The organism is Streptococcus infantis, from assembly GCF_021497965.1.
GTDB classification, from domain to species: Bacteria; Bacillota; Bacilli; order Lactobacillales; family Streptococcaceae; genus Streptococcus; species Streptococcus infantis_B.
Genome location: NZ_CP046525.1, coordinates 928355 through 948806, shown reverse-complemented (window position 1 = coordinate 948806; position 20452 = coordinate 928355). Strand labels below are relative to the sequence as shown.

The 20452-nt window shown below is 38.7% G+C and carries 17 protein-coding genes; 16 read left to right on the top strand and 1 reads right to left on the bottom strand.

Annotated features, from left to right (window positions below; genetic code table 11):
- The first annotated feature begins 85 nt into the window (after positions 1–85).
- The 8 genes from ligA to GOM46_RS04660 all read left to right on the top strand — a co-directional run bounded on the left by ligA (position 86) and on the right by GOM46_RS04660 (position 12310).
- Positions 86–2044 carry an NAD-dependent DNA ligase LigA gene (gene ligA, locus GOM46_RS04695; RefSeq protein ID WP_235083292.1) on the top strand — a complete coding sequence of 653 codons (1959 nt, stop codon included), beginning with the start codon at positions 86–88 and terminating at the stop codon, positions 2042–2044.
- 106 nt (positions 2045–2150) lie between these two features.
- Positions 2151–4433, top strand: a complete 2283-nt coding sequence (gene pulA / locus GOM46_RS04690) for a type I pullulanase (protein ID WP_006151115.1) — start codon at positions 2151–2153, stop codon at positions 4431–4433.
- Positions 4434–4852: 419 nt separating this feature from the next.
- Entirely contained in the window at positions 4853–6781 is a 1929-nt protein-coding gene (gene glgB / locus GOM46_RS04685) for a 1,4-alpha-glucan branching protein GlgB (RefSeq protein WP_235083291.1), read from the top strand.
- Positions 6771–7913, top strand: a complete 1143-nt coding sequence (locus GOM46_RS04680; RefSeq protein WP_235083290.1) for a glucose-1-phosphate adenylyltransferase — start codon at positions 6771–6773, stop codon at positions 7911–7913. The genes glgB and GOM46_RS04680 overlap by 11 nt, the downstream gene beginning before the upstream one ends.
- Entirely contained in the window at positions 7903–9042 is a 1140-nt protein-coding gene (glgD, locus tag GOM46_RS04675; protein WP_235083289.1) for a glucose-1-phosphate adenylyltransferase subunit GlgD, read from the top strand. The genes GOM46_RS04680 and glgD overlap by 11 nt, the downstream gene beginning before the upstream one ends.
- Positions 9039–10472 carry a glycogen synthase GlgA gene (glgA, locus tag GOM46_RS04670; protein WP_235083288.1) on the top strand — a complete coding sequence of 478 codons (1434 nt, stop codon included), beginning with the start codon at positions 9039–9041 and terminating at the stop codon, positions 10470–10472. The genes glgD and glgA overlap by 4 nt, the downstream gene beginning before the upstream one ends.
- 62 nt (positions 10473–10534) lie before the next feature.
- Entirely contained in the window at positions 10535–11176 is a 642-nt protein-coding gene (gene serB, locus GOM46_RS04665; RefSeq protein ID WP_006151135.1) for a phosphoserine phosphatase SerB, read from the top strand.
- 18 nt (positions 11177–11194) lie between these two features.
- Positions 11195–12310: a glycerate kinase gene (locus tag GOM46_RS04660; protein WP_006151176.1), complete on the top strand. Its 1116-nt coding sequence runs from the start codon at positions 11195–11197 to the stop codon at positions 12308–12310.
- Here the strand turns inward: GOM46_RS04660 and GOM46_RS04655 are convergent.
- Positions 12307–12753 (bottom strand): DUF1694 domain-containing protein, encoded by a 447-nt coding sequence (locus GOM46_RS04655; protein WP_006151138.1) that lies wholly within the window; start codon positions 12751–12753, stop codon positions 12307–12309. The two genes, GOM46_RS04660 and GOM46_RS04655, sit on opposite strands and share 4 nt — an antisense overlap.
- Positions 12754–12916: 163 nt before the next feature.
- Between GOM46_RS04655 and eno the strand changes: the two genes are divergently transcribed.
- The 8 genes from eno (at position 12917) to GOM46_RS04615 (ending at position 20436) form a co-directional block, all read left to right on the top strand.
- Complete coding sequence (gene eno, locus GOM46_RS04650) at positions 12917–14221, top strand: surface-displayed alpha-enolase (RefSeq protein WP_006151137.1); 1305 nt, start codon at positions 12917–12919, stop codon at positions 14219–14221.
- A gap of 177 nt (positions 14222–14398) precedes the next feature.
- Positions 14399–15739 carry an exodeoxyribonuclease VII large subunit gene (gene xseA / locus GOM46_RS04645; RefSeq protein ID WP_235083287.1) on the top strand — a complete coding sequence of 447 codons (1341 nt, stop codon included), beginning with the start codon at positions 14399–14401 and terminating at the stop codon, positions 15737–15739.
- Positions 15717–15929: an exodeoxyribonuclease VII small subunit gene (locus GOM46_RS04640; RefSeq protein WP_006151149.1), complete on the top strand. Its 213-nt coding sequence runs from the start codon at positions 15717–15719 to the stop codon at positions 15927–15929. The genes xseA and GOM46_RS04640 overlap by 23 nt, the downstream gene beginning before the upstream one ends.
- A complete protein-coding gene (locus GOM46_RS04635; RefSeq protein WP_006151114.1) occupies positions 15926–16801 on the top strand; it encodes a polyprenyl synthetase family protein in 876 nt (291 codons plus the stop codon). The genes GOM46_RS04640 and GOM46_RS04635 overlap by 4 nt, the downstream gene beginning before the upstream one ends.
- Positions 16794–17609, top strand: coding sequence for a TlyA family RNA methyltransferase (locus GOM46_RS04630; protein WP_006151175.1), 816 nt, complete (start codon positions 16794–16796; stop codon positions 17607–17609). The genes GOM46_RS04635 and GOM46_RS04630 overlap by 8 nt, the downstream gene beginning before the upstream one ends.
- Entirely contained in the window at positions 17602–18033 is a 432-nt protein-coding gene (locus GOM46_RS04625; protein ID WP_006151158.1) for an arginine repressor, read from the top strand. Before GOM46_RS04630 ends, GOM46_RS04625 begins: the two co-directional genes overlap by 8 nt.
- A gap of 6 nt (positions 18034–18039) precedes the next feature.
- Complete coding sequence (gene recN / locus GOM46_RS04620; RefSeq protein WP_006151165.1) at positions 18040–19707, top strand: DNA repair protein RecN; 1668 nt, start codon at positions 18040–18042, stop codon at positions 19705–19707.
- A complete protein-coding gene (locus GOM46_RS04615; protein ID WP_006151166.1) occupies positions 19708–20436 on the top strand; it encodes a metallophosphoesterase family protein in 729 nt (242 codons plus the stop codon). It begins immediately after the preceding gene.
- The last annotated feature ends 16 nt before the right edge of the window (positions 20437–20452 follow it).

Sequence of the window (20452 nt, the reverse complement as noted above, 5' to 3'; positions counted from 1 at the left end):
GAGAAGGGATAGAAAAGCCCTTCTCATTTTCTTTTTTAGAGCTTGAGTATTGTTTCTATGGCCCTTTTTATGGTAAAATGGTTTTATGAATGAAAGAATGAAAGAGCTCGTTGAGTTGCTCAATCGCTATGCGACAGAGTATTATACAAGTGACAATCCATCTGTATCTGATAGTGAGTATGACCGTCTTTATCGTAAATTGGTAGAGTTAGAAAAAGCTCATCCGGACCAAGTCTTGCCAGAAAGCCCGACACATCGTGTAGGTGGAAAGATTCTTGATGGATTTGAAAAATATAGTCATCAGTATCCTCTCTATAGTTTGCAGGATGCTTTTTCACGTGAAGAATTAGATGCCTTTGATGCGCGTGTTCGTAAAGAATTGGATGATGTCACTTATATTTGTGAGTTGAAGATTGATGGACTATCGATTTCCTTGACTTATGAGCAAGGACTTTTTGTTGCTGGAGCAACTCGTGGTGATGGCTCTATTGGTGAAAATATCACTGAAAATCTTAAACGAGTGAAAGACATTCCTTTAACTTTACCAGAAAAATTAGATATAACTGTTCGTGGTGAATGCTATATGCCGAGGGCATCATTTGATCAGGTTAATCAATCGCGTCAAGAAAACGGCGAGCCTGAATTCGCTAATCCACGAAATGCTGCTGCAGGAACCCTTCGCCAGTTAGATACTGCAGTAGTAGCTAAGCGTAATCTTGCAACTTTCCTCTATCAGGAAGCTAGTCCTTCAACACGAGATAGCCAAGAGAAGGTTTTGGAACATTTAGAACAGTTAGGTTTTGTGGTTAATCATAGGCGCCTATTAGCGCACAGCATGGATGAGGTTTGGGATTTTATCCAAGAAGTTGGTCTAGAAAGAGACCAGTTGCCTTATGATATCGATGGTGTTGTGATTAAGGTTAATGACTTAGCCGGTCAAGAGCAGTTAGGTTTTACAGTAAAAGCACCTAAGTGGGCAGTGGCTTATAAGTTTCCGGCAGAAGAAAAAGAAGCAAAACTTCTTTCGGTTGATTGGACAGTTGGAAGAACAGGAGTCGTAACTCCGACTGCTAATCTTACTCCAGTTCAACTGGCAGCTACTACTGTAAGTCGAGCAACTCTTCATAATGTTGACTATATTGCAGAAAAGGATATTCGTAAGGATGATACGGTGATTGTTTATAAGGCAGGGGATATCATTCCAGCTGTTTTACGTGTCGTTGAATCTAAGCGTGTGTCTGAAGAAAAACTCGATATTCCAACAAACTGTCCAAGTTGTGATAGTAAACTTTTGCATTTTGAAGATGAGGTTGCCCTTCGTTGTATCAATCCGCGATGTCCTGCTCAAATCAAGGAAGGCTTGACGCACTTCGCATCGCGTGATGCCATGAATATTTCTGGACTTGGGCCATCTGTCGTCGAAAAACTTTTTGATGCACAATTGGTCAAGGATGTAGCAGATATTTATCGTTTGACTGTGGAAGATTTCCTCTTGCTAGAAGGCATTAAGGAAAAATCTGCCCAAAAACTCTATCAAGCTATTCAAGCATCTAAGGAAAACTCTGCTGAGAAACTCTTGTTTGGTTTGGGAATTCGTCATGTAGGAAGCAAGGCAAGTCAGTTGTTACTTCAAAACTTTCATTCTGTTGAAGCTTTGGCTCAGGCAAATCCAGAAGAAATTGCAACTATCGAGAGTCTGGGTTCTGTGATTGCTCAAAGTTTACAGACTTACTTTGCAACTGATGGTTCTAAAATCCTTTTAAGCGAATTAAAAGAATTAGGTGTTAATCTAGACTATAAAGGACAGGTAGTTGCAGCAGATGCTGCCTTATCAGGTCTCACTGTTGTATTGACAGGGAAACTTGAACGTCTTACTCGCTCGGAAGCCAAAAGTAAGCTCGAAAATCTTGGTGCCAAGGTAACGGGTAGCGTATCGAAGAAGACTGACCTTGTGGTAGCAGGAGCAGATGCAGGAAGCAAACTCCAAAAAGCACAAGAACTTGGAATTGAGATTCGAGATGAAGCTTGGTTGGAGAGTTTGTAAGGAATACATAGTCTAGAATAATCATCTATGATTTCTTGCTTCTATCCAAATAAGTGAATCAAGAAATGTTACTATATAAATTTATAATTAGAAATTAGGGAAAAACATGTACAACTATCCTGTACTTATTCATTATCATCGTAAGGATGAAGCATATCAGAGTTGCAACTTTAGTAAAAGGCCAGCTGATTCAGTAGAATTTGTTAAAGAGCAAGAATACTTTGGAGAGAAGTTTTCATTTACCCAATCAAGTGAAACACCTCTTGAACAAATGGTGTTTACTGTTGATAAAGATGGAGTAAGCAAAGAATATCCTATCCGATTCAATCATTATCCACTATTGACAGAAGTATGGATTTTGGATGGCGATGACACCGTTTATTATTCTGAAAATCCAGCCATTGCAAGTCCACATTATAAAGATCAAAATCCATTTGCTTTTGATAAAGCGATTAACAGTGCTAGTTTTGATCACCACTGGGGTTACCAAGGAGAACTGGGATGCAAGGTTTCCGAAGAAGAAACAAGCTTTAAACTTTGGTCGCCAACAGCTACAACTGTACAAGTTGTAGTTTATGAATCAGCAAGCAATGACGCTCCTATCCTAAAAAAGTATGAGATGAAACGTGGAAATAGTTATTCCTATAGTCACAAGGATAATACAATTGGCGTTTGGAATTTGACAGTTCCTGAAAGTCTTGCAGGTCGTGCCTATCAATATCAGATTGATTTTCCACATCATCAATCATTGACACGTGATCCGTATACCATTGCGACAAGTCCAGATGGGAAACGTTCAGCGATTCTTTCAGAAAAAGAACGTCAAGTTGAAGGTTTTGAAGTTAAGAATGGAACGGAAGCAACTTGGCGATTAGAAAATCCTTGTCAAGCGGTTATTTACGAAATGCATATTCGTGACTTGACCAAGTCTGAAACTTCTGGTGTTGCTCCAGAATTAAGAGGTACTTTCTTGGGTGCTGCCCAAACTGGAACAGTTAATCACTTCGGTCAGTCTACTGCATTTGATTACATCAAAGAGCTTGGTGTGAACTATGTTCAACTGCAACCAATTGCTGATCGTCACAAAGAGTATGATGCAGATGGAAATGTGACCTACAACTGGGGTTATGATCCACAAAACTACAATGCACCAGAAACCAGCATGTCTACGAATCTAAATGATCCAGGTCAAGTCATCCGCGATTTGAAGACGATGATTCAAGCTTATCATGATGCTGGAATTGGCGTCATTATGGATGTGGTATACAACCATACGTTTTCAACTGTTGATGCCCCTTTCCAAACAACGGTTCCAGACTATTATTACCGAATGAACCGCGATGGAAGTTATCAAAATGGTACTGGTGTAGGAAACGAGACTGCTAGTGAACATGAAATGTTCCGTAAGTACATGATTGATTCACTTCTTTATTGGGTGAATGAGTTTAATATTGATGGTTTCCGCTTTGACTTGATGGGAATCCATGACATTAAAACCATGCAGATGATCCGTTGGGCAATGGATGAAGTCGATCCTAAAATCATCCTTTATGGAGAAGGTTGGGATATGGGTACTGGTCTAGCACCTTACGATAAGGCTAAGAAAGACAATGCTTATCAGTTGCCAAATATTGGATTTTTCAATGATGATCAACGTAATGCGGTTAAGGGTGCTGAAGTTTATGGTGATATCAAATCAGGCTTCGTAAGTGGTGCTGCCACTGAACCAATTGTTGCCAAAGCTATTCTTGGTAGTCGTGAACTGGGCTCTTATCTAAGCCCTAACCAGGTTGTCAACTATGTAGAAGCCCATGATAATTATAATTTGCATGATTTGTTAGCGACACTCCATCCAACAGAAAATCAAGCTAGCATCATGAAAAAAGTAGAAACAGCAACTGCTATGAATCTGCTGATGCAAGGTATTTCCTTTATGGAACTCGGTCAAGAGTTTGGGCGTACCAAGCTAGTTCCTACAGGTGAAAATGGGGAATTGACCCATGCCGACCGTGAACGCGCTATGAACAGTTACAATGCTCCAGACTCAGTTAACCAGGTAAACTGGGACTTGATTCATGAACGTCAGGATAGCATTGAATTTATTCGTCAGATAATAGGTCTTAAAACAAAGAGTAGTGCCTTTTCATACCCTACATATGAGGAAGTTTATCGTCATGTCTTTGTCCATACAGCCATTGAAAATAGTGGGTGGATTGTTTATGAGATTCAAGGAGATGATGAGCATTACCTAGTTGTCTTTAATGCTAAGGGTGAATCTCACTATTATGAAAATGCTGGTAATCTCGAAATGTTGATTACGAACAGTTGTTCAAATCAAGAAAATACCCTTGACAACGTGAGTGTAGCTGTTATGAATGTTTTATCATAAATCTTTAATGAAACTCAAGATTTTATCTTGAGTTTTTTTGTTGTGGTTATCTATAATTTATCCTAATAATAAAAAATATGGAAAAATACAATAAATAGTTGAAAATTTCAGAAAATTTGATAAAATTGTACTCAAGATACTTTATCCGAACAAAATGAAAATTATTTGAAAATAATGTTAGGTTTTTAAAGTGTCTATTTTATAAAATAAAGATTGGTGAAAATATTGTAAGTGATTTGATGTATGGAAGCTTAAATCATGTAAAAATATCGACAATACTGAAACTTTTAGAAATGTCAAGATAATAATTTGAAGATTTTCAAAAAAATATTTATGATAATTCGGAAATTGGTTGAAACTTTTCTAAAAAGATAGTATAATACAAATATAGAAAACGCTTACAATATAAAGGGGGATTTATGGATACATTAGAAGCTTTAAGAACTTTTACAACAGGCGAAAATTTCCATCTTCAGCACTATTTGGGCGCACATCGTGAGGAGAAAGACGGTGAATGGGGTTACACATTCCGTGTTTGGGCTCCAAATGCGCAAGCTGTTCATCTAGTTGGTGATTTCACTAATTGGGTTGAAAATCAAATCCCTATGGTTCGAAATGAATCTGGAGTTTGGGAAGTTTTTACAACTTTAGCCCAAGAGGGTCAGATTTATAAATATCATATCACACGGGCTAACGGTCATCAGCTTATGAAGATTGATCCTTTAGCTGTACGCTATGAGGCCCGACCTGGGACAGGCGCTGTTCTAACAGAAATTCCTGAGAAAAAATGGAAAGATGGGCTTTGGTTAGCTCGTAGAAAACGTTTGGGATTCTTTGAAAGACCAGTTAATATCTACGAGGCTCATGCAGGCTCTTGGAAGAGAAATCAAGACGGAACTCCATACAGTTTTGCTCAATTAAAAGAAGAGTTGATTCCTTACTTAGTTGAGATGAACTACACTCATATTGAGTTTATGCCTTTGATGGCGCATCCGCTTGGTTTGAGCTGGGGCTATCAACTCATGGGGTATTTTGGTTTAGAACATTCTTACGGAAGACCAGAAGAGTTTCAAGACTTTGTTGAAGAGTGTCATTTAAACAATATCGGAGTTATTGTAGACTGGGTGCCAGGTCATTTCACTATCAATGATGATGCCCTAGCTTATTATGACGGAACACCAACTTTTGAATATCAAGACCATAACAAAGCTCATAACTATGGTTGGGGAGCACTAAACTTTGACTTAGGGAAAAACGAAGTACAATCTTTCCTAATTTCTAGCATTAAGTTCTGGATTGATTTCTATCATTTGGATGGTATCCGTGTTGATGCTGTAAGTAATATCCTTTATCTTGATTATGATAATGCGCCTTGGACTCCAAATAAAGACGGGGGCAATCTCAACTATGAAGGTTATTATTTCCTACAACGTTTGAATACTGTTATCAAGCTAGCTCACCCCGATGTCATGATGATTGCTGAAGAATCTTCTTCTGGTACTAAGATTACTGGGATGAAGGAGATGGGCGGTCTTGGTTTTGACTACAAGTGGAACATGGGGTGGATGAATGATATCTTACGTTTCTACGAGGAAGATCCAATTTACCGCAAGTATGACTTTAACCTCGTTACCTTCAGCTTTATGTACATCTTTAATGAAAATTACCTCTTGCCATTCTCACACGATGAAGTTGTCCATGGTAAGAAGAGTATGATGCATAAGATGTGGGGAGACCGTTACAATCAATTTGCTGGCCTGAGAAATCTCTACACTTATCAAATCTGTCACCCTGGGAAGAAATTACTATTTATGGGTAGTGAATTTGGTCAATTCTTAGAGTGGAAATCAGAAGAGCAATTAGAATGGTCAAATCTCGAAGATCCAATGAATGCCAAGATGAAATACTTCACATCTCAGTTGAATCAGCTTTATAAAGATCACCGTTGTCTTTGGGAAATTGATACAAGTTATGATGGAATTGAAATCATCGATGCTGATAATAGAGATCAGAGTGTTCTATCCTTTATTCGTAAAGGTAAAAAAGGTGAGATGCTAGTCTGTGTCTTTAACATGGCACCGGTTGAACGTCCTGATTTTACAATTGGATTACCAGTTGCAGGTATTTACGAAGAAATTTGGAATACAGAGTTGGAACAATGGGGTGGAGTTTGGAAAGAACACAACCAAACTGTTCAAACTCAAGAAGGGTTATGGAAGGATTATGAGCAGACATTGACCTTTACTTTGCCAGCTATGGGTGCAAGTATTTGGAAAATCAAACGTCGCATAAAACCTGCTAAAAAAGTCGCTAATAAAACTCAAAAAGGAGTAGAAAATGAAGAATGAAATGCTAGCTTTAATCCTTGCTGGTGGGCAAGGAACTCGTCTCGGTAAACTCACTCAAAGTATTGCCAAACCTGCCGTGCAATTTGGTGGGCGCTACCGTATCATTGACTTTGCTCTTTCAAATTGTGCCAACTCTGGTATCCATAATGTTGGGGTTATTACGCAGTATCAACCACTAGCTCTCAACAGCCACATTGGTAATGGATCTAGTTGGGGTCTAGACGGTATTGACACAGGTGTTTCTATCCTTCAACCATACTCTGCAAGTGAAGGAAACCGTTGGTTTGAAGGTACAAGTCATGCCATTTACCAAAATATCGACTATATCGACAGCATCAATCCTGAGTATGTTTTGATTCTTTCAGGTGACCATATCTACAAGATGGACTATGATGATATGCTCCAATCGCATAAGGATAACAATGCCAGTTTGACAGTAGCGGTCTTGGATGTTCCATTAAAAGAAGCTAGCCGTTTTGGTATCATGAATACAGATGCTAACAATCGCATTGTTGAATTTGAGGAAAAACCAGCCCAACCAAAATCAACTAAGGCATCAATGGGGATTTATATTTTCGATTGGAAACGTCTGCGCAATATGCTCGTTGCAGCTGAAAAGAATAATATTGACATGTCAGACTTTGGTAAGAATGTTATTCCTAACTACCTAGAGTCTGGAGAAAGTGTTTATGCCTATGAATTCAGTGGATACTGGAAGGATGTCGGCACTATCGAATCGCTTTGGGAAGCAAATATGGAATATATTTCTCCAGACAACGCTCTAGATAGTCGTAATCGTCAATGGAAAATCTATTCTCGTAACCTTATCTCTCCACCAAACTTTATTGGAGAACATGCTCATGTAGAAGACTCTCTCGTAGTTGATGGATGTTATGTAAATGGTACCGTGAAGCACTCTATTTTATCTACAGCAGCTCAAGTTCGTGAAGGAGCAGAAGTTGTTGATTCTGTCATCATGAGTGGAGCAGTAGTCGGAAAAGGTGCTAAGATTAAACGTGCCATTATTGGTGAGGGTGCTATCATTGCTGATGGTGTAGAAATTGATGGAACGGAAGAAGTAGAAGTAGTCGGGTATAACGAAGTAGTGGGGGTAGCAACAGATGAAGATTGATAAATATTCAGCGATTTTAGGAAACACTGTTGGTTTTCATGATATGTCAACCTTGACGAGTAATCGTCCTGTGGCGAGTTTGCCATTCGGAGGAAAGTATCGCTTGATTGACTTCCCACTCTCAAGTTTAGCAAATGCTGGTGTTCGTAGTGTCTTTGGAATCTTCCAACAAGATAATATCAGCTCAGTTTTCGACCACATTCGTTCAGGTCGCGAGTGGGGCTTGAATACACTACTTAGTCACTACTATTTGGGTATTTACAATACACGTGTAGAAAGTAGCACGGTCGGTAAAGAATACTATCAACAACTTTTGACTTACCTAAAACGTTCAGGTTCAGACCAAACAGTTTCCTTGAACTGTGATGTTTTAGTGAATATCGATCTCAATCAAGTTTTCCATTTGCATAATACAACAAAATCACCAATTACAGTTGTTTATAAGAAATTGCCTAAGAAGGATATTTCAGAAGTAAATGCAATACTTGATATCGACGAAACTGACCATGTGGTTTCTCACAAACTCTTTGATAAAAAATCAAATCAAGATTTTTACAATATGTCAACAGATATCTTTGTTGTAGACACTCAATGGTTGATTAAACGTTTGGAAGAAGAAGCTCAAAAAGAATATCCAGAAAAATTACGTTATGTTCTTCGTGATTTGGCAGCAAAAGAAGGTGCTTTTGCATATGAATATACAGGTTACCTAGCCAATATTCATTCAGTAGAAACATATTACCAAGCGAATAAAGATATGCTCGATTTACATAAGTTCTACTCATTGTTCACTCCGAACCAAAAGATTTATACTAAGGTTAAAAATGAAGAGCCAACTTACTATGCATCAAGCTCTAAAGTAGCTAAGTCTCAGTTTGCTTCTGGTAGTATTATCGAAGGTGAAGTAGTCAACTCTGTATTATCCCGTAATGTCCGCGTACATGAAGACAGCTTAGTCAAAGATAGTCTCCTCTTTACACGTGTGGTCATTGGTAAGGGTGCTCAGGTAGAATATGCAATCGTAGATAAGGGTGCTGAAATAGCTGAGGGAGTTGTCATTCGAGGTACAGCAGAAAATCCTGTTGTCATCAAAAAAGGCGAAAAAGTAACAGAGGATATCCTTTCATGAAAATTTTATTTGTAGCAGCTGAAGGTGCGCCCTTTTCAAAAACAGGTGGCTTGGGAGACGTTATCGGCGCTCTTCCAAAATCATTAGTAAAAGCAGGACAAGAAGTTGCTGTTATCTTACCCTACTATGACATGGTAGAAGCTAAGTTTGGTGACCAGATTGAAGATGTTCTTCAATTTGAAGTGTATGTTGGTTGGCGCAGACAATTTTGTGGAATTAAGAAAACAGTTTTAAACGGTGTTACTTTCTACTTTATTGACAATCAATATTATTTCTTCCGTGGTCACGTTTACGGTGATTTCGATGATGGTGAGCGCTTTGCCTTCTTCCAACTTGCAGCCCTAGAAGCTATGGAGCGTATTGGATTCATCCCTGACGTTCTCCATGCCCATGATTACCATACAGCAATGATTCCTTTCTTGTTGAAGGAAAAATACAGATGGATTCAAGCTTACCAGAATATTAAAACCATCTTAACCATCCATAACTTGGAATTCCAAGGTCAGTTCTCTGAGGGTATGCTTTGGGACTTATTTAGAGTTGGTTTTGAGCGCTATGCGGATGGTACTGTTCGTTGGAATGATTGCCTTAACTGGATGAAGGCTGGTATTCTTTATGCCGATCGTGTTTCAACTGTATCACCAAGCTATGCTCATGAAATTATGACACCAGAGTTTGGATGTGGTTTGGATCAGATACTCCGTATGGAATCTGGTAAGCTTTCTGGTATAGTAAACGGGATAGATACTGATCTTTACAATCCAGAGACGGATCCTTTATTGGATTACCATTTTAACAAATCTGATCTGTCAGGAAAAGCTCAGAACAAAGCTAAATTGCAAGAGAAGCTTGGTCTTCCGGTAAGACCTGATGTTCCAATGATTGGTATAGTATCACGTTTGACAAGACAGAAAGGTTTTGATGTCGTTGTTGAAGGTCTTCATCGCATGCTTCAAGAAGATGTTCAAATCGTTCTCTTGGGTACAGGGGACCCTGGTTTCGAAGAAGCTTTCTCATGGTTTGGTCAAGTATTCCCAGACAAATTATCCGCTAATATTACTTTTGATGTAAAACTGGCTCAAGAGATTTATGCAGCAAGTGATATTTTCCTTATGCCAAGTCGCTTTGAACCATGTGGACTATCTCAAATGATGGCTATGCGTTACGGTACTTTACCTCTTGTTAACGAAGTAGGGGGCTTGAGAGATACTGTTCAACCGTTCAACCCAATTGAAGGAACAGGTACAGGATTTAGTTTTGATAACTTGACTCCATATTGGCTTAACTGGGCTCTACAAACTGCCTTGGATGTTTACTATAATCATCCAGATGTTTGGAAAAATCTTCAAGTTCAAGCTATGGAATGTGACTTCTCTTGGGATACAGCTTGTCAGTCTTACCTTGATTTGTATCACAGTTTAGCAAACTAAATAGTTAAAATCGTATGAAGTTTTCATACGATTTTTTGAGATAATGAAAGTAAGGAAGATAGATGAATAAAGCTAGAGGTCTCTGCGTCCTTGATGTTGATGGGACACTGATAGAAGAAGAAGTCATTGATTTATTGGGGAAAGAGGCAGATTGTGAAAAAGAAGTAGCTCAGCTAACAGCTCAAGCGATGAGAGGGGAATTAGACTTTGAATCGAGTCTGAAAAAACGTGTCTCCCTCTTAAAAGGACTTTCTATAGATGCCTTTGATAAGATTTATCATGAACTTCACCTTAGTAAAAATGCTGTGCAGTTTATTAAAACTCTCAAAGAAAGTCAGATTGAAGTTGGTTTGGTTTCAGGTGGATTTACTACAATTGTTGAAAGATTAGCAAAGGATTTAGGAATTTCATTATTTGCTGCTAATCAACTAGAAATCAAAGTTGGGAACTTAACTGGAAATCTTTTTGGGCCAGTGATCACTAGAGAAGTCAAAGAAGAAACTCTAGTAAGATGGGCAGATCAATTAGAGGTGCCAATCGAGAGAACAATTGCTATTGGGGATGGGGCTAATGACCTAAAAATGCTTAAAAGAGCTGGGCTTGGAATAGCTTTTTGTGCTAAGGATATTGTGAAAAAAGAAATAAATCTTCAGGTAGATGATAGAGATATGATGAAGGTGTTAGATAAGATAGGATACCTTTAGGTAGAAAGAGAAATCAAGATGAAAATTATTATTGCACCTGACTCTTTTAAGGAGAGTCTCCCTGCTAACCAAGTGGCTGAAGCTATAAAACGGGGCTTTAAAAAAGCTCTGCCTGATTCAGAATGTGTACTTTTGCCTGTAGGCGATGGAGGAGAAGGAACCGTTGCTGCTATAAAAAATTCTTTAGGTCTTGAAGAACATACAAGTCAGGTAACAGGACCTTTTGGTGATGAGGTTCAGATGCCCTATTTTCAAAAAGGTCAACTAGCTCTATTTGAAGTTGCTGATTTGGTAGGTCTTGCTAAGATACCTTATGAAAAACGAAATCCACTAGAGATTCAAACAAAGGGAATTGGACAGCTGATTCTACATTTAATAGAGCAAGGTATAAAAGATATCTACATCGGTGTCGGTGGGACAGCTAGTAACGATGGGGGTATTGGTATTGCTTCAGGTCTTGGCTATCAGTTTTATGATGAACACGGAATTGAGCTTAAAGCTCGTGGCCTATCCTTGTTTGAAATCAATGAGATTTTGGATAGTCGTGTTAGTCTCATTCCTGATGATATCCATATTAAAATTTTAGCGGATGTAACCAATCCCCTATGTGGACCTCATGGCGCCACCTATACATTCGGAAAACAAAAAGGATTAAACCCTGCTAAATTCCAAGAAGTTGATACTTTAATTAAAAACTTTTATGGTAAAGTCGCACCTGAAATATTAAAATTAGAGGGTGCTGGAGCTGGTGGTGGGATTGCAGCTGGTTTATGTGCCTTTGCTGGAGCAGGGATTGTATCTGGTATCCAAACTTGTTTAGATTTAGTAAAATTTGATGAACAGGTTGTAGATGTGGATCTCGTTATCGTTGGTGAAGGTAGGTTGGATACTCAAAGTTTGGCAGGTAAGGCGCCAATCGGTGTAGCAAAAAGAACACCCAAGGGTGTTCCGGTCATTGCAATTTGTGGTAGTTTGGCAGAAGATTTACCACCCCTACCATTTGAGAATATCGTCGCTGCATTTTCTATTCTAGAAAAAAGTGAACCATTAGAAGATAGTTTAAAAAATGCAGCAACTTATTTAGAAAATACTGCAGCAAATATCGGTCAAATCTTATCATTGAAACAGAGTTAACCAAACCATTTTTTCCAGAGAGAAGTCGTAGTTTTTTTCATCTCTTTTTCCTGCCACAAGTCTGAGAAGGCCTTTCTGAGGTCTTTTTCACTTGTTTGAACTGGAGCATCGCTATGGATAATAAGACCAAAAGGAGAAGAGTTGTGGTCTTCGGAAACGATGGTTGCTTGACATTCAGCTTCTTTGGCTTGTTTTAGATAAAAGACTTGTTTGTCAAATTCAACCTGAGGAGAAATTTTGACAAATAGAAGTTCAGTTTCTTTTTTAAAGGTTTCTAAAATTGTTAAAAATCTTTTTTGAAATTTATCATCATCGGCAGTTTCAAGGTCTGCATAGCCAAGGACACGTTCTTCAAATGTTCCGAGAAAACGTCTTTGTTCATCAGGATTTAGTTTAAGACCACCATTGGCCTTTTCTAGGATTTGTTTAGATACATCAGTCATAAATATAGTATATCACAAAAGTCTCAAGATAAAAGGAAAAAGAAAGCGATTACTTTTTCGACTTAAGGAAAATTTGCACAAAGATAACGTTTTTTCTTGAAAAAGGTCTCTTTTTAAGGTATCATAGAGGTGTAAAAAATTTAACTCATAAGGAGAGTAAAAAATGTCAATTATTACTGATGTTTACGCTCGCGAAGTCCTAGACTCACGCGGTAACCCAACACTTGAAGTAGAAGTTTACACTGAATCAGGTGCTTTCGGACGTGGTATGGTTCCATCAGGAGCTTCTACTGGTGAACACGAAGCAGTTGAACTTCGTGATGGTGACAAATCTCGTTACGGTGGTCTTGGTACACAAAAAGCTGTTGACAACGTAAATAACATCATTGCTGAAGCTATTATCGGCTACGATGTACGTGACCAACAAGCTATCGACCGTGCTATGATCGCTCTTGACGGTACTCCTAACAAAGGTAAATTGGGTGCTAACGCAATCCTTGGTGTGTCTATCGCTGTAGCTCGCGCTGCTGCTGACTACCTTGAAATCCCACTTTACAGCTACCTTGGTGGATTTAACACTAAAGTTCTTCCAACTCCAATGATGAACATCATCAACGGTGGTTCTCACTCAGATGCTCCAATCGCTTTCCAAGAATTCATGATCGTACCTGCTGGTGCACCTACATTCAAAGAAGCTCTTCGTTGGGGTGCTGAAATCTTCCACGCTCTTAAGAAAATCCTTAAATCTCGTGGTCTTGAAACAGCCGTAGGTGACGAAGGTGGATTCGCTCCTCGTTTCGAAGGAACTGAAGATGGTGTTGAAACTATCCTTGCTGCTATCGAAGCTGCTGGTTATGTTCCAGGTAAAGACGTATTTATCGGATTTGACTGTGCTTCATCAGAATTCTACGATAAAGAACGTCAAGTATACGACTACACTAAATTCGAAGGTGAAGGAGCTGCTGTCCGTACTGCTGCAGAACAAATCGACTACCTTGAAGAATTGGTAAATAAATACCCAATCATCACTATCGAAGATGGTATGGACGAAAATGACTGGGACGGTTGGAAAGCTCTTACTGAACGTCTTGGTGGTAAAGTTCAATTGGTTGGTGACGACTTCTTCGTAACAAACACTTCTTACCTTGAAAAAGGTATCGCAGAAGGAGCTGCTAACTCAATCCTTATCAAAGTTAACCAAATCGGTACTCTTACTGAAACATTCGACGCTATTGAAATGGCGAAAGAAGCTGGTTACACTGCCGTTGTATCACACCGTTCAGGTGAAACTGAAGATTCAACAATCGCTGACATCGCAGTTGCAACAAACGCAGGACAAATCAAGACTGGTTCACTTTCACGTACTGACCGTATCGCTAAATACAACCAATTGCTTCGTATCGAAGATCAACTTGGTGAAGTAGCTGAATACCGTGGATTGAAATCATTCTACAACCTTAAAAAATAAAATAGTTCAGTGAACTAATAAAAGCCCTTGGAGTTTTCCAAGGGCTTTTGTATCTTATAAGACAAGGTCAAAGAAATCCAGTCTTGTTTTCGTATTCTAGAGGTGAAAAAAGAGATTTTTAAACGTTTTTTTGGTATAATAATACCCAGGAAAAACTAGAGAAAGAAGGAGGTTGAGATGGAAAAGTATTTATCGGTAACAACTTTGACTAAGTATCTGAAAATGAAATTCGATAAAGACCCATACTTAGAGAGGGTCTATTTAACTGGCCAGGTTTCTAACTTCCGGAAGCGTCCAACTCATCAATATTTTTCTCTAAAAGATGATCGAGCTGTTATCCAAGCAACCATATGGTCTGGTATCTATCAGAAACTTGGGTTCGACTTGGAAGAAGGCATGAAGATTAATGTAGTCGGCCGAGTTCAAGTCTATGAACCAAGTGGGAGTTATTCAATTATTATTGAAAAGGCAGAGCCTGATGGTGTCGGCGCACTTGCCCTTCAGTTTGAACAATTAAAAAAGAAACTTTCAGAAGAAGGTCTGTTTCAGGATCGTTTTAAACAGGAAATACCACAATTTGCAAAAAAAATTGGAGTTGTGACTAGTCGTAGTGGAGCCGTTATTCAGGATATCATTACAACAGTTACTAGACGTTTTCCAGGTGTAGAAATTATTTTATATCCAACCAAGGTTCAAGGCGAAGGTGCTGCAGAGGAGATTGCTCGGAATATTGCACGGGCTAATGAACGTGACGACTTAGATGTTCTGATTATTGGGCGCGGAGGTGGATCGATTGAGGATCTTTGGGCCTTTAACGAAGAAATTGTTGTCCGCGCTATTTTTGAATCACGCCTACCTGTTATTTCAAGTGTAGGGCATGAAACAGATGTAACCTTATCAGACTTTGTAGCAGATAAGAGAGCAGCAACTCCGACTGCTGCAGCAGAACTAGCGACTCCTGTTACTAAGTTAGATCTTTTGACTTATCTGAAGAATCAAGAGAGACGTATGTCTACAGCTGTACAAAATACTTTATCTAAGAAAGAAAAAGCATTAAAAGTACTAAGTCAATCCGTTATTTTCAGGCAACCTGAACGCTTATATGATGGTTATTTACAACGATTGGATCAGTTACAGCTTCGTCTCAAACAAAGTGTAAATTCTGAACTTGTTAGACAGGAGCAAAGAGTATTAGAACTAGTTCATCGATTAGAGCAGTTATCACCAATCAATAAGGTTCATCGTTATCAGGACCGTCTACTCCAATTTGAAAAGTTACTTCGTAGTCAGATGGCAGTAGTTTATGATGCCAAGGTGGCCGAAGTCAAACGTTTGTCAGAAGCGCTACTCATGTTAGATACTAGTCGTATCGTAGCCAGAGGTTATGCGATTGTGAAAAAAGAGGATGCCGTAGTATCGTCAGCAAAAGATTTGAAAAAAACTGATCAAGTAACGTTATTGATGCGAGATGGTCAGGTAGAATTAGAGGTTAAAGATGTCAAAACAGAAGAAATTTGAGGAAAATTTAGCAGAACTTGAGACTATTGTTCAGAGTTTAGAAAATGGAGAAATTGCTTTAGAAGATGCCATTGCAGCTTTTCAAAAAGGGATGATCTTATCAAAGGAATTGCAGGAAACACTTGATAAAGCTGAAAAGACCTTGGTTAAAGTCATGCAAGAAGATGGAACAGAAAGCGAACTTCTATGAACAAGAAAGAAAAATTAGCTATGGTCGAGTCAGCTCTTGAAGAGTTTTATGGTGACCAGCAATTTGCATTAAGCTTAAGAGAAGCAGTTCTTTATTCCATACATGCTGGAGGTAAAAGGATTCGGCCATATCTACTTTTAGAAGTTTTAGAGGCCTTAAAGGTTCCTATTACATTAGCTCATTCCCAGGTTGCTGCAGCTCTTGAAATGATTCACACAGGAAGTCTAATCCATGATGATCTTCCCGCAATGGATGATGATGATTATCGTCGTGGGCGTTTAACTAACCATAAAAAGTTTGGTGAAGCCTTAGCTATTCTTGCTGGCGATGCCCTATTTTTAGATCCTTATGCTTTGATAGCGCAAGCAGACTTGCCAAACGAAATTAAGGTAGATTTAATAGCTTCTTTGGCCCTTGCTTCTGGAAGTATGGGGATGGTAGCTGGACAAGTTTTGGATATGGAAGGTGAAGGAAAACATTTAAACCTAGAAGAACTTCGGACTATCCATGCTAATAAGACTGGTAAACTATTAGCCTTTCCTTTTCATGCGGCTGGAATCATCGCTGGATTGGATACAACTATTCAAATAGCTCTTAAAACAGTTGGAGAGTTGATTGGTCTTGCCTTTCAAGTGAGAGATGATATTCTTGATGTTACAGCTAGCTTTGAAGAAATTGGTAAAACACCCCAGAAAGATTTGCAAGCTGAAAAATCAACCTATCCTGCTTTGTTAGGATTGGATGAGGCAAAAACTTTTTGCAACCAAACTTTGGATCAAGCTAATGCAAAACTGGAAGAGATTAGTCAGTTAGTAACCTTTGATAAGGAACCAATTGTAAAAATAGTAGAAAGTTTGAGAATCAATGGCTAAGGAAAGAGTAGATGTACTTGCCTACAAACAAGGTTTATTTGAAACGAGAGAACAAGCTAAGCGTGGCGTTATGGCTGGTTTGGTTGTTGCTGTTCTAAATGGTGAGCGTTTTGATAAACCAGGAGAAAAAATCCCAGATGATACTGAATTAAAACTCAAGGGTGAGAAGCTTAAGTATGTGAGCCGAGGAGGTTTGAAACTTGAGAAAGCCTTGGAAAATTTTGACATATCAGTTGAAGGTAAAACGACCATTGATATTGGAGCTTCAACAGGAGGCTTTACGGATGTCATGCTTCAAAATGGAGCAAAATTAGTTTATGCAGTTGATGTCGGAACCAATCAGCTTGCTTGGAAATTACGCCAAGACTCTCGTGTTGTTAGTATGGAGCAGTTTAATTTTCGTTATGCTGAAAAGACTGATTTTGAAGAAGAGCCAAGCTTTGCAAGTATTGACGTGAGTTTTATATCATTGAGTCTCATCCTTCCAGCTCTACATAGAGTCTTAGCTGATCAAGGACAAGTTGTTGCCCTCATAAAACCACAGTTCGAAGCCGGTCGAGAACAAATTGGGAAAAATGGGATTATTAGAGATGCTAAGGTTCACAAAAATGTTTTAGAAACGGTAACAGAAATGGCGGTCAAAGAAGGATTTTCCGTTTTAGGATTGGATTTTTCACCTATACAAGGCGGCCACGGTAATATTGAGTTTCTTGCTTATTTACGTAAGGAAGAACACGCAAGTAATCAGGTGGTTTCTGAAATAGAACCACTAGTAGAAAAAGCACATAGAGAGTTTAAAGATGAATAAAAAAGAGAGACTTGAGAAGATTAGAAGATTTGTGACTGATTATCAAATCGGTACTCAGGAAGAAATCGTTGAACATTTAAAAGAAGCAGGTATCTCCGCTACTCAAGCAACTGTATCTAGAGATATCAAAGAACTAGGAATTGTAAAAATCCCATTGAAAGACAATACTTATGTCTACGAATTACCAAAGTCAGTAGTCAAAAGTTTACAGTTGGCTGAGAACAATATTGAAAGTTTTGAACGAATGGGAAATCTCATCAATTTGGATGTCATTCCTGGAAATTCAATTTTTGTTAAAAGTCAATTAACCCAAACATTTTCAGATAAGATTTTTAGCTGTTTAGCAGATGATAATTCAATTTTAATTGTAGCACGAACTGAAGAAGCAGCTGTAGAAATTGTAGAGCAAGTTAAAAAGTGGTAGGACCTTATGTTACTTGAAATTTCAATTAAAAACTTTGCCATCATTGAGGCTATTTCACTTAATTTTGAGAAAGGAATGACCGTTCTTACTGGGGAAACTGGTGCTGGGAAGTCTATCATCATCGATGCTATGAACATGATGCTGGGAGCCAGAGCAACAACAGATGTCATTCGTCATGGTGTACCTAAAGCAGAAATCGAAGGTCTTTTCTCAATCGAAAATAGTCTCCCCCTTCAAGAGATTTTTGATGAGCAAGGTATCGATTTAGGTGATGAAATCATCATTCGTCGTGAAATTTTACAAAACGGGCGCAGTGTTAGTCGAGTTAATGGACAGATGGTCAATCTTTCTGTTCTACGCGCAATAGGACAACATCTAGTCGACATTCATGGTCAGCATGATCAAGAAGAGTTAATGCGTCCACAATTACATATTCAGATGCTGGATGAGTTTGGTGATACAGATTTTCTTGAACTGAAGCAATCTTATCAGACCAACTTTGATGCCTACCGTCAAATGCGCAAGCAACTTCTTGAGATTAAGAAAAATCAAGAGGAACACAAGGCTCGTATTGAGATGTTGGAATTTCAAATGGCAGAGATTGAATCTGCAGCATTACAGCCAGGTGAAGACCTCAAACTCAATCAAGAACGCGATAAACTTCTGAATCATAAAAATATTGCTGATACGCTAACTAATGCTTATACCATGCTAGATAATGAAGAATTTTCAAGTCTGGCTAACGTGCGTTCTGCTATGAATGACATGGAAAGTTTAGAAGAGTATGATGCTGAGTACCGTGAAATATCAACTTCTTTATCAGAATCTTATTATGCATTAGAAGATGTCACCAAACGTTTAGAGGATATTATCGAAGATTTAGATTTTGACGGCAATCGCTTGATGCAGATTGAGAGTCGTTTAGATCTCATACATGCCATTACACGTAAGTATGGTGGAAATGTCGATGATGTCTTGTTATACTTTGCAAAAATAACTGAAGAATACAATTTACTTACTGGTAATAATCTTTCTTCAGAAGATATGGAAGCAGAACTCAAGCAATTAGAAGTAAGTCTGGTTGATTTAGCAAGTAAACTTGCATCTGCTCGCCACAACTTAGCTCAACAATTAGAAATTGAGATTCAACAAGAGCTTAAAGACCTTTATATGGACAAGGCTCGATTTCAGGTTCAGTTTACTAAAGGAAAATTCAGTCGTGAAGGGAATGAGAGTGTTGAATTTTATATTTCAACCAACCCTGGAGAAGACTTTAAACCATTAGTAAAAGTAGCTTCTGGTGGTGAGTTATCTCGTTTGATGTTGGCTATTAAGTCTGCCTTTTCTCGTAAGGAAGGTAAGACGAGCATTGTTTTTGATGAGGTAGACACAGGAGTTTCAGGTCGTGTAGCTCAAGCAATCGCACAGAAAATTCATAAGATTGGTCAGCATGGCCAAGTTCTAGCTATTTCGCATCTTCCTCAAGTCATCGCTATCGCTGATTATCAGTTCTTCATTGAAAAGATTAGCAATGAGCATTCAACCGTTTCAACCGTTCGCTTGTTAACAGTTGATGAAAGAGTGGAAGAAGTTGCTAAGATGTTGGCAGGTGAAAATGTAACTGAAGCAGCACTTAGTCAAGCGAGAGAATTGTTGCAAAGTAAGGAGAAATAAATGACAGACTATTATGTTATTGGAGATGTCCATGGGAAAGCAGGAATGCTCGAGGACCTTCTAAAAACATGGGATGGAAAGACTCAATTACTCTTTTTGGGCGATTTGATTGATAGAGGTGAAGATAGTCGCCGAGTTCTAGAAATGGTCAAAGACTTGGTTGACAATCAGGGAGCTATTTGCTTGTCAGGGAACCATGAGTATATGTTTTTAACTTGGTTGGATAACCCTGAAGAAAGTTATGACCACTATCGTCGTAATGGTGGGGATACAACTATTAATTCTATTCTAGGTCGCCCATTGGATGCACCAGTAGATGGTGTAGCAGATGCTAAGCGTGTTGAAACTGAAGCAGCTGACTTAGTGGAGTTTATCCGTCAGATGCCTTTTGTGATTGAAACAGATAAGTATATCTTCGTTCATGCTGGCATTGATTTGACTTTGGATGACTGGCATGATACTACAGATTACAAGAAAGTTTGGCTCAGAAAACCATTCCACGAAGCAGCTAATCATACTGGTAAAACGATTGTCTTTGGACATACACCAGTCTATGGTCTACTGAATCAAGAACGCGGTACTGCGGAACTTTGGATTACAGAAGACGGTAAGATTGGAATGGATGGAGGAGCTGTTTATGGCGGTGTCCTCCACGGTATTGTCTTTACTGACCAAGGTATGACTGACCGCTATTTCATCGAAAATGATGGCTTTATTGCTGAAGATTAGTACTCCTAGCAGGGTA

What these genes read in the sequence shown, in the direction of transcription:
- ligA (WP_235083292.1), top strand. Translation starts at nt 86, where the DNA reads ATGAATGAAAGAATGAAAGAGCTCGTTGAGTTGCTCAATCGCTATGCG.
- pulA (WP_006151115.1), top strand. Translation starts at nt 2,151, where the DNA reads ATGTACAACTATCCTGTACTTATTCATTATCATCGTAAGGATGAAGCA.
- glgB (WP_235083291.1), top strand. Translation starts at nt 4,853, where the DNA reads ATGGATACATTAGAAGCTTTAAGAACTTTTACAACAGGCGAAAATTTC.
- GOM46_RS04680 (WP_235083290.1), top strand. Translation starts at nt 6,771, where the DNA reads ATGAAGAATGAAATGCTAGCTTTAATCCTTGCTGGTGGGCAAGGAACT.
- glgD (WP_235083289.1), top strand. Translation starts at nt 7,903, where the DNA reads ATGAAGATTGATAAATATTCAGCGATTTTAGGAAACACTGTTGGTTTT.
- glgA (WP_235083288.1), top strand. Translation starts at nt 9,039, where the DNA reads ATGAAAATTTTATTTGTAGCAGCTGAAGGTGCGCCCTTTTCAAAAACA.
- serB (WP_006151135.1), top strand. Translation starts at nt 10,535, where the DNA reads ATGAATAAAGCTAGAGGTCTCTGCGTCCTTGATGTTGATGGGACACTG.
- GOM46_RS04660 (WP_006151176.1), top strand. Translation starts at nt 11,195, where the DNA reads ATGAAAATTATTATTGCACCTGACTCTTTTAAGGAGAGTCTCCCTGCT.
- GOM46_RS04655 (WP_006151138.1), bottom strand. Translation starts at nt 12,753, where the DNA reads ATGACTGATGTATCTAAACAAATCCTAGAAAAGGCCAATGGTGGTCTT.
- eno (WP_006151137.1), top strand. Translation starts at nt 12,917, where the DNA reads ATGTCAATTATTACTGATGTTTACGCTCGCGAAGTCCTAGACTCACGC.
- xseA (WP_235083287.1), top strand. Translation starts at nt 14,399, where the DNA reads ATGGAAAAGTATTTATCGGTAACAACTTTGACTAAGTATCTGAAAATG.
- GOM46_RS04640 (WP_006151149.1), top strand. Translation starts at nt 15,717, where the DNA reads ATGTCAAAACAGAAGAAATTTGAGGAAAATTTAGCAGAACTTGAGACT.
- GOM46_RS04635 (WP_006151114.1), top strand. Translation starts at nt 15,926, where the DNA reads ATGAACAAGAAAGAAAAATTAGCTATGGTCGAGTCAGCTCTTGAAGAG.
- GOM46_RS04630 (WP_006151175.1), top strand. Translation starts at nt 16,794, where the DNA reads ATGGCTAAGGAAAGAGTAGATGTACTTGCCTACAAACAAGGTTTATTT.
- GOM46_RS04625 (WP_006151158.1), top strand. Translation starts at nt 17,602, where the DNA reads ATGAATAAAAAAGAGAGACTTGAGAAGATTAGAAGATTTGTGACTGAT.
- recN (WP_006151165.1), top strand. Translation starts at nt 18,040, where the DNA reads ATGTTACTTGAAATTTCAATTAAAAACTTTGCCATCATTGAGGCTATT.
- GOM46_RS04615 (WP_006151166.1), top strand. Translation starts at nt 19,708, where the DNA reads ATGACAGACTATTATGTTATTGGAGATGTCCATGGGAAAGCAGGAATG.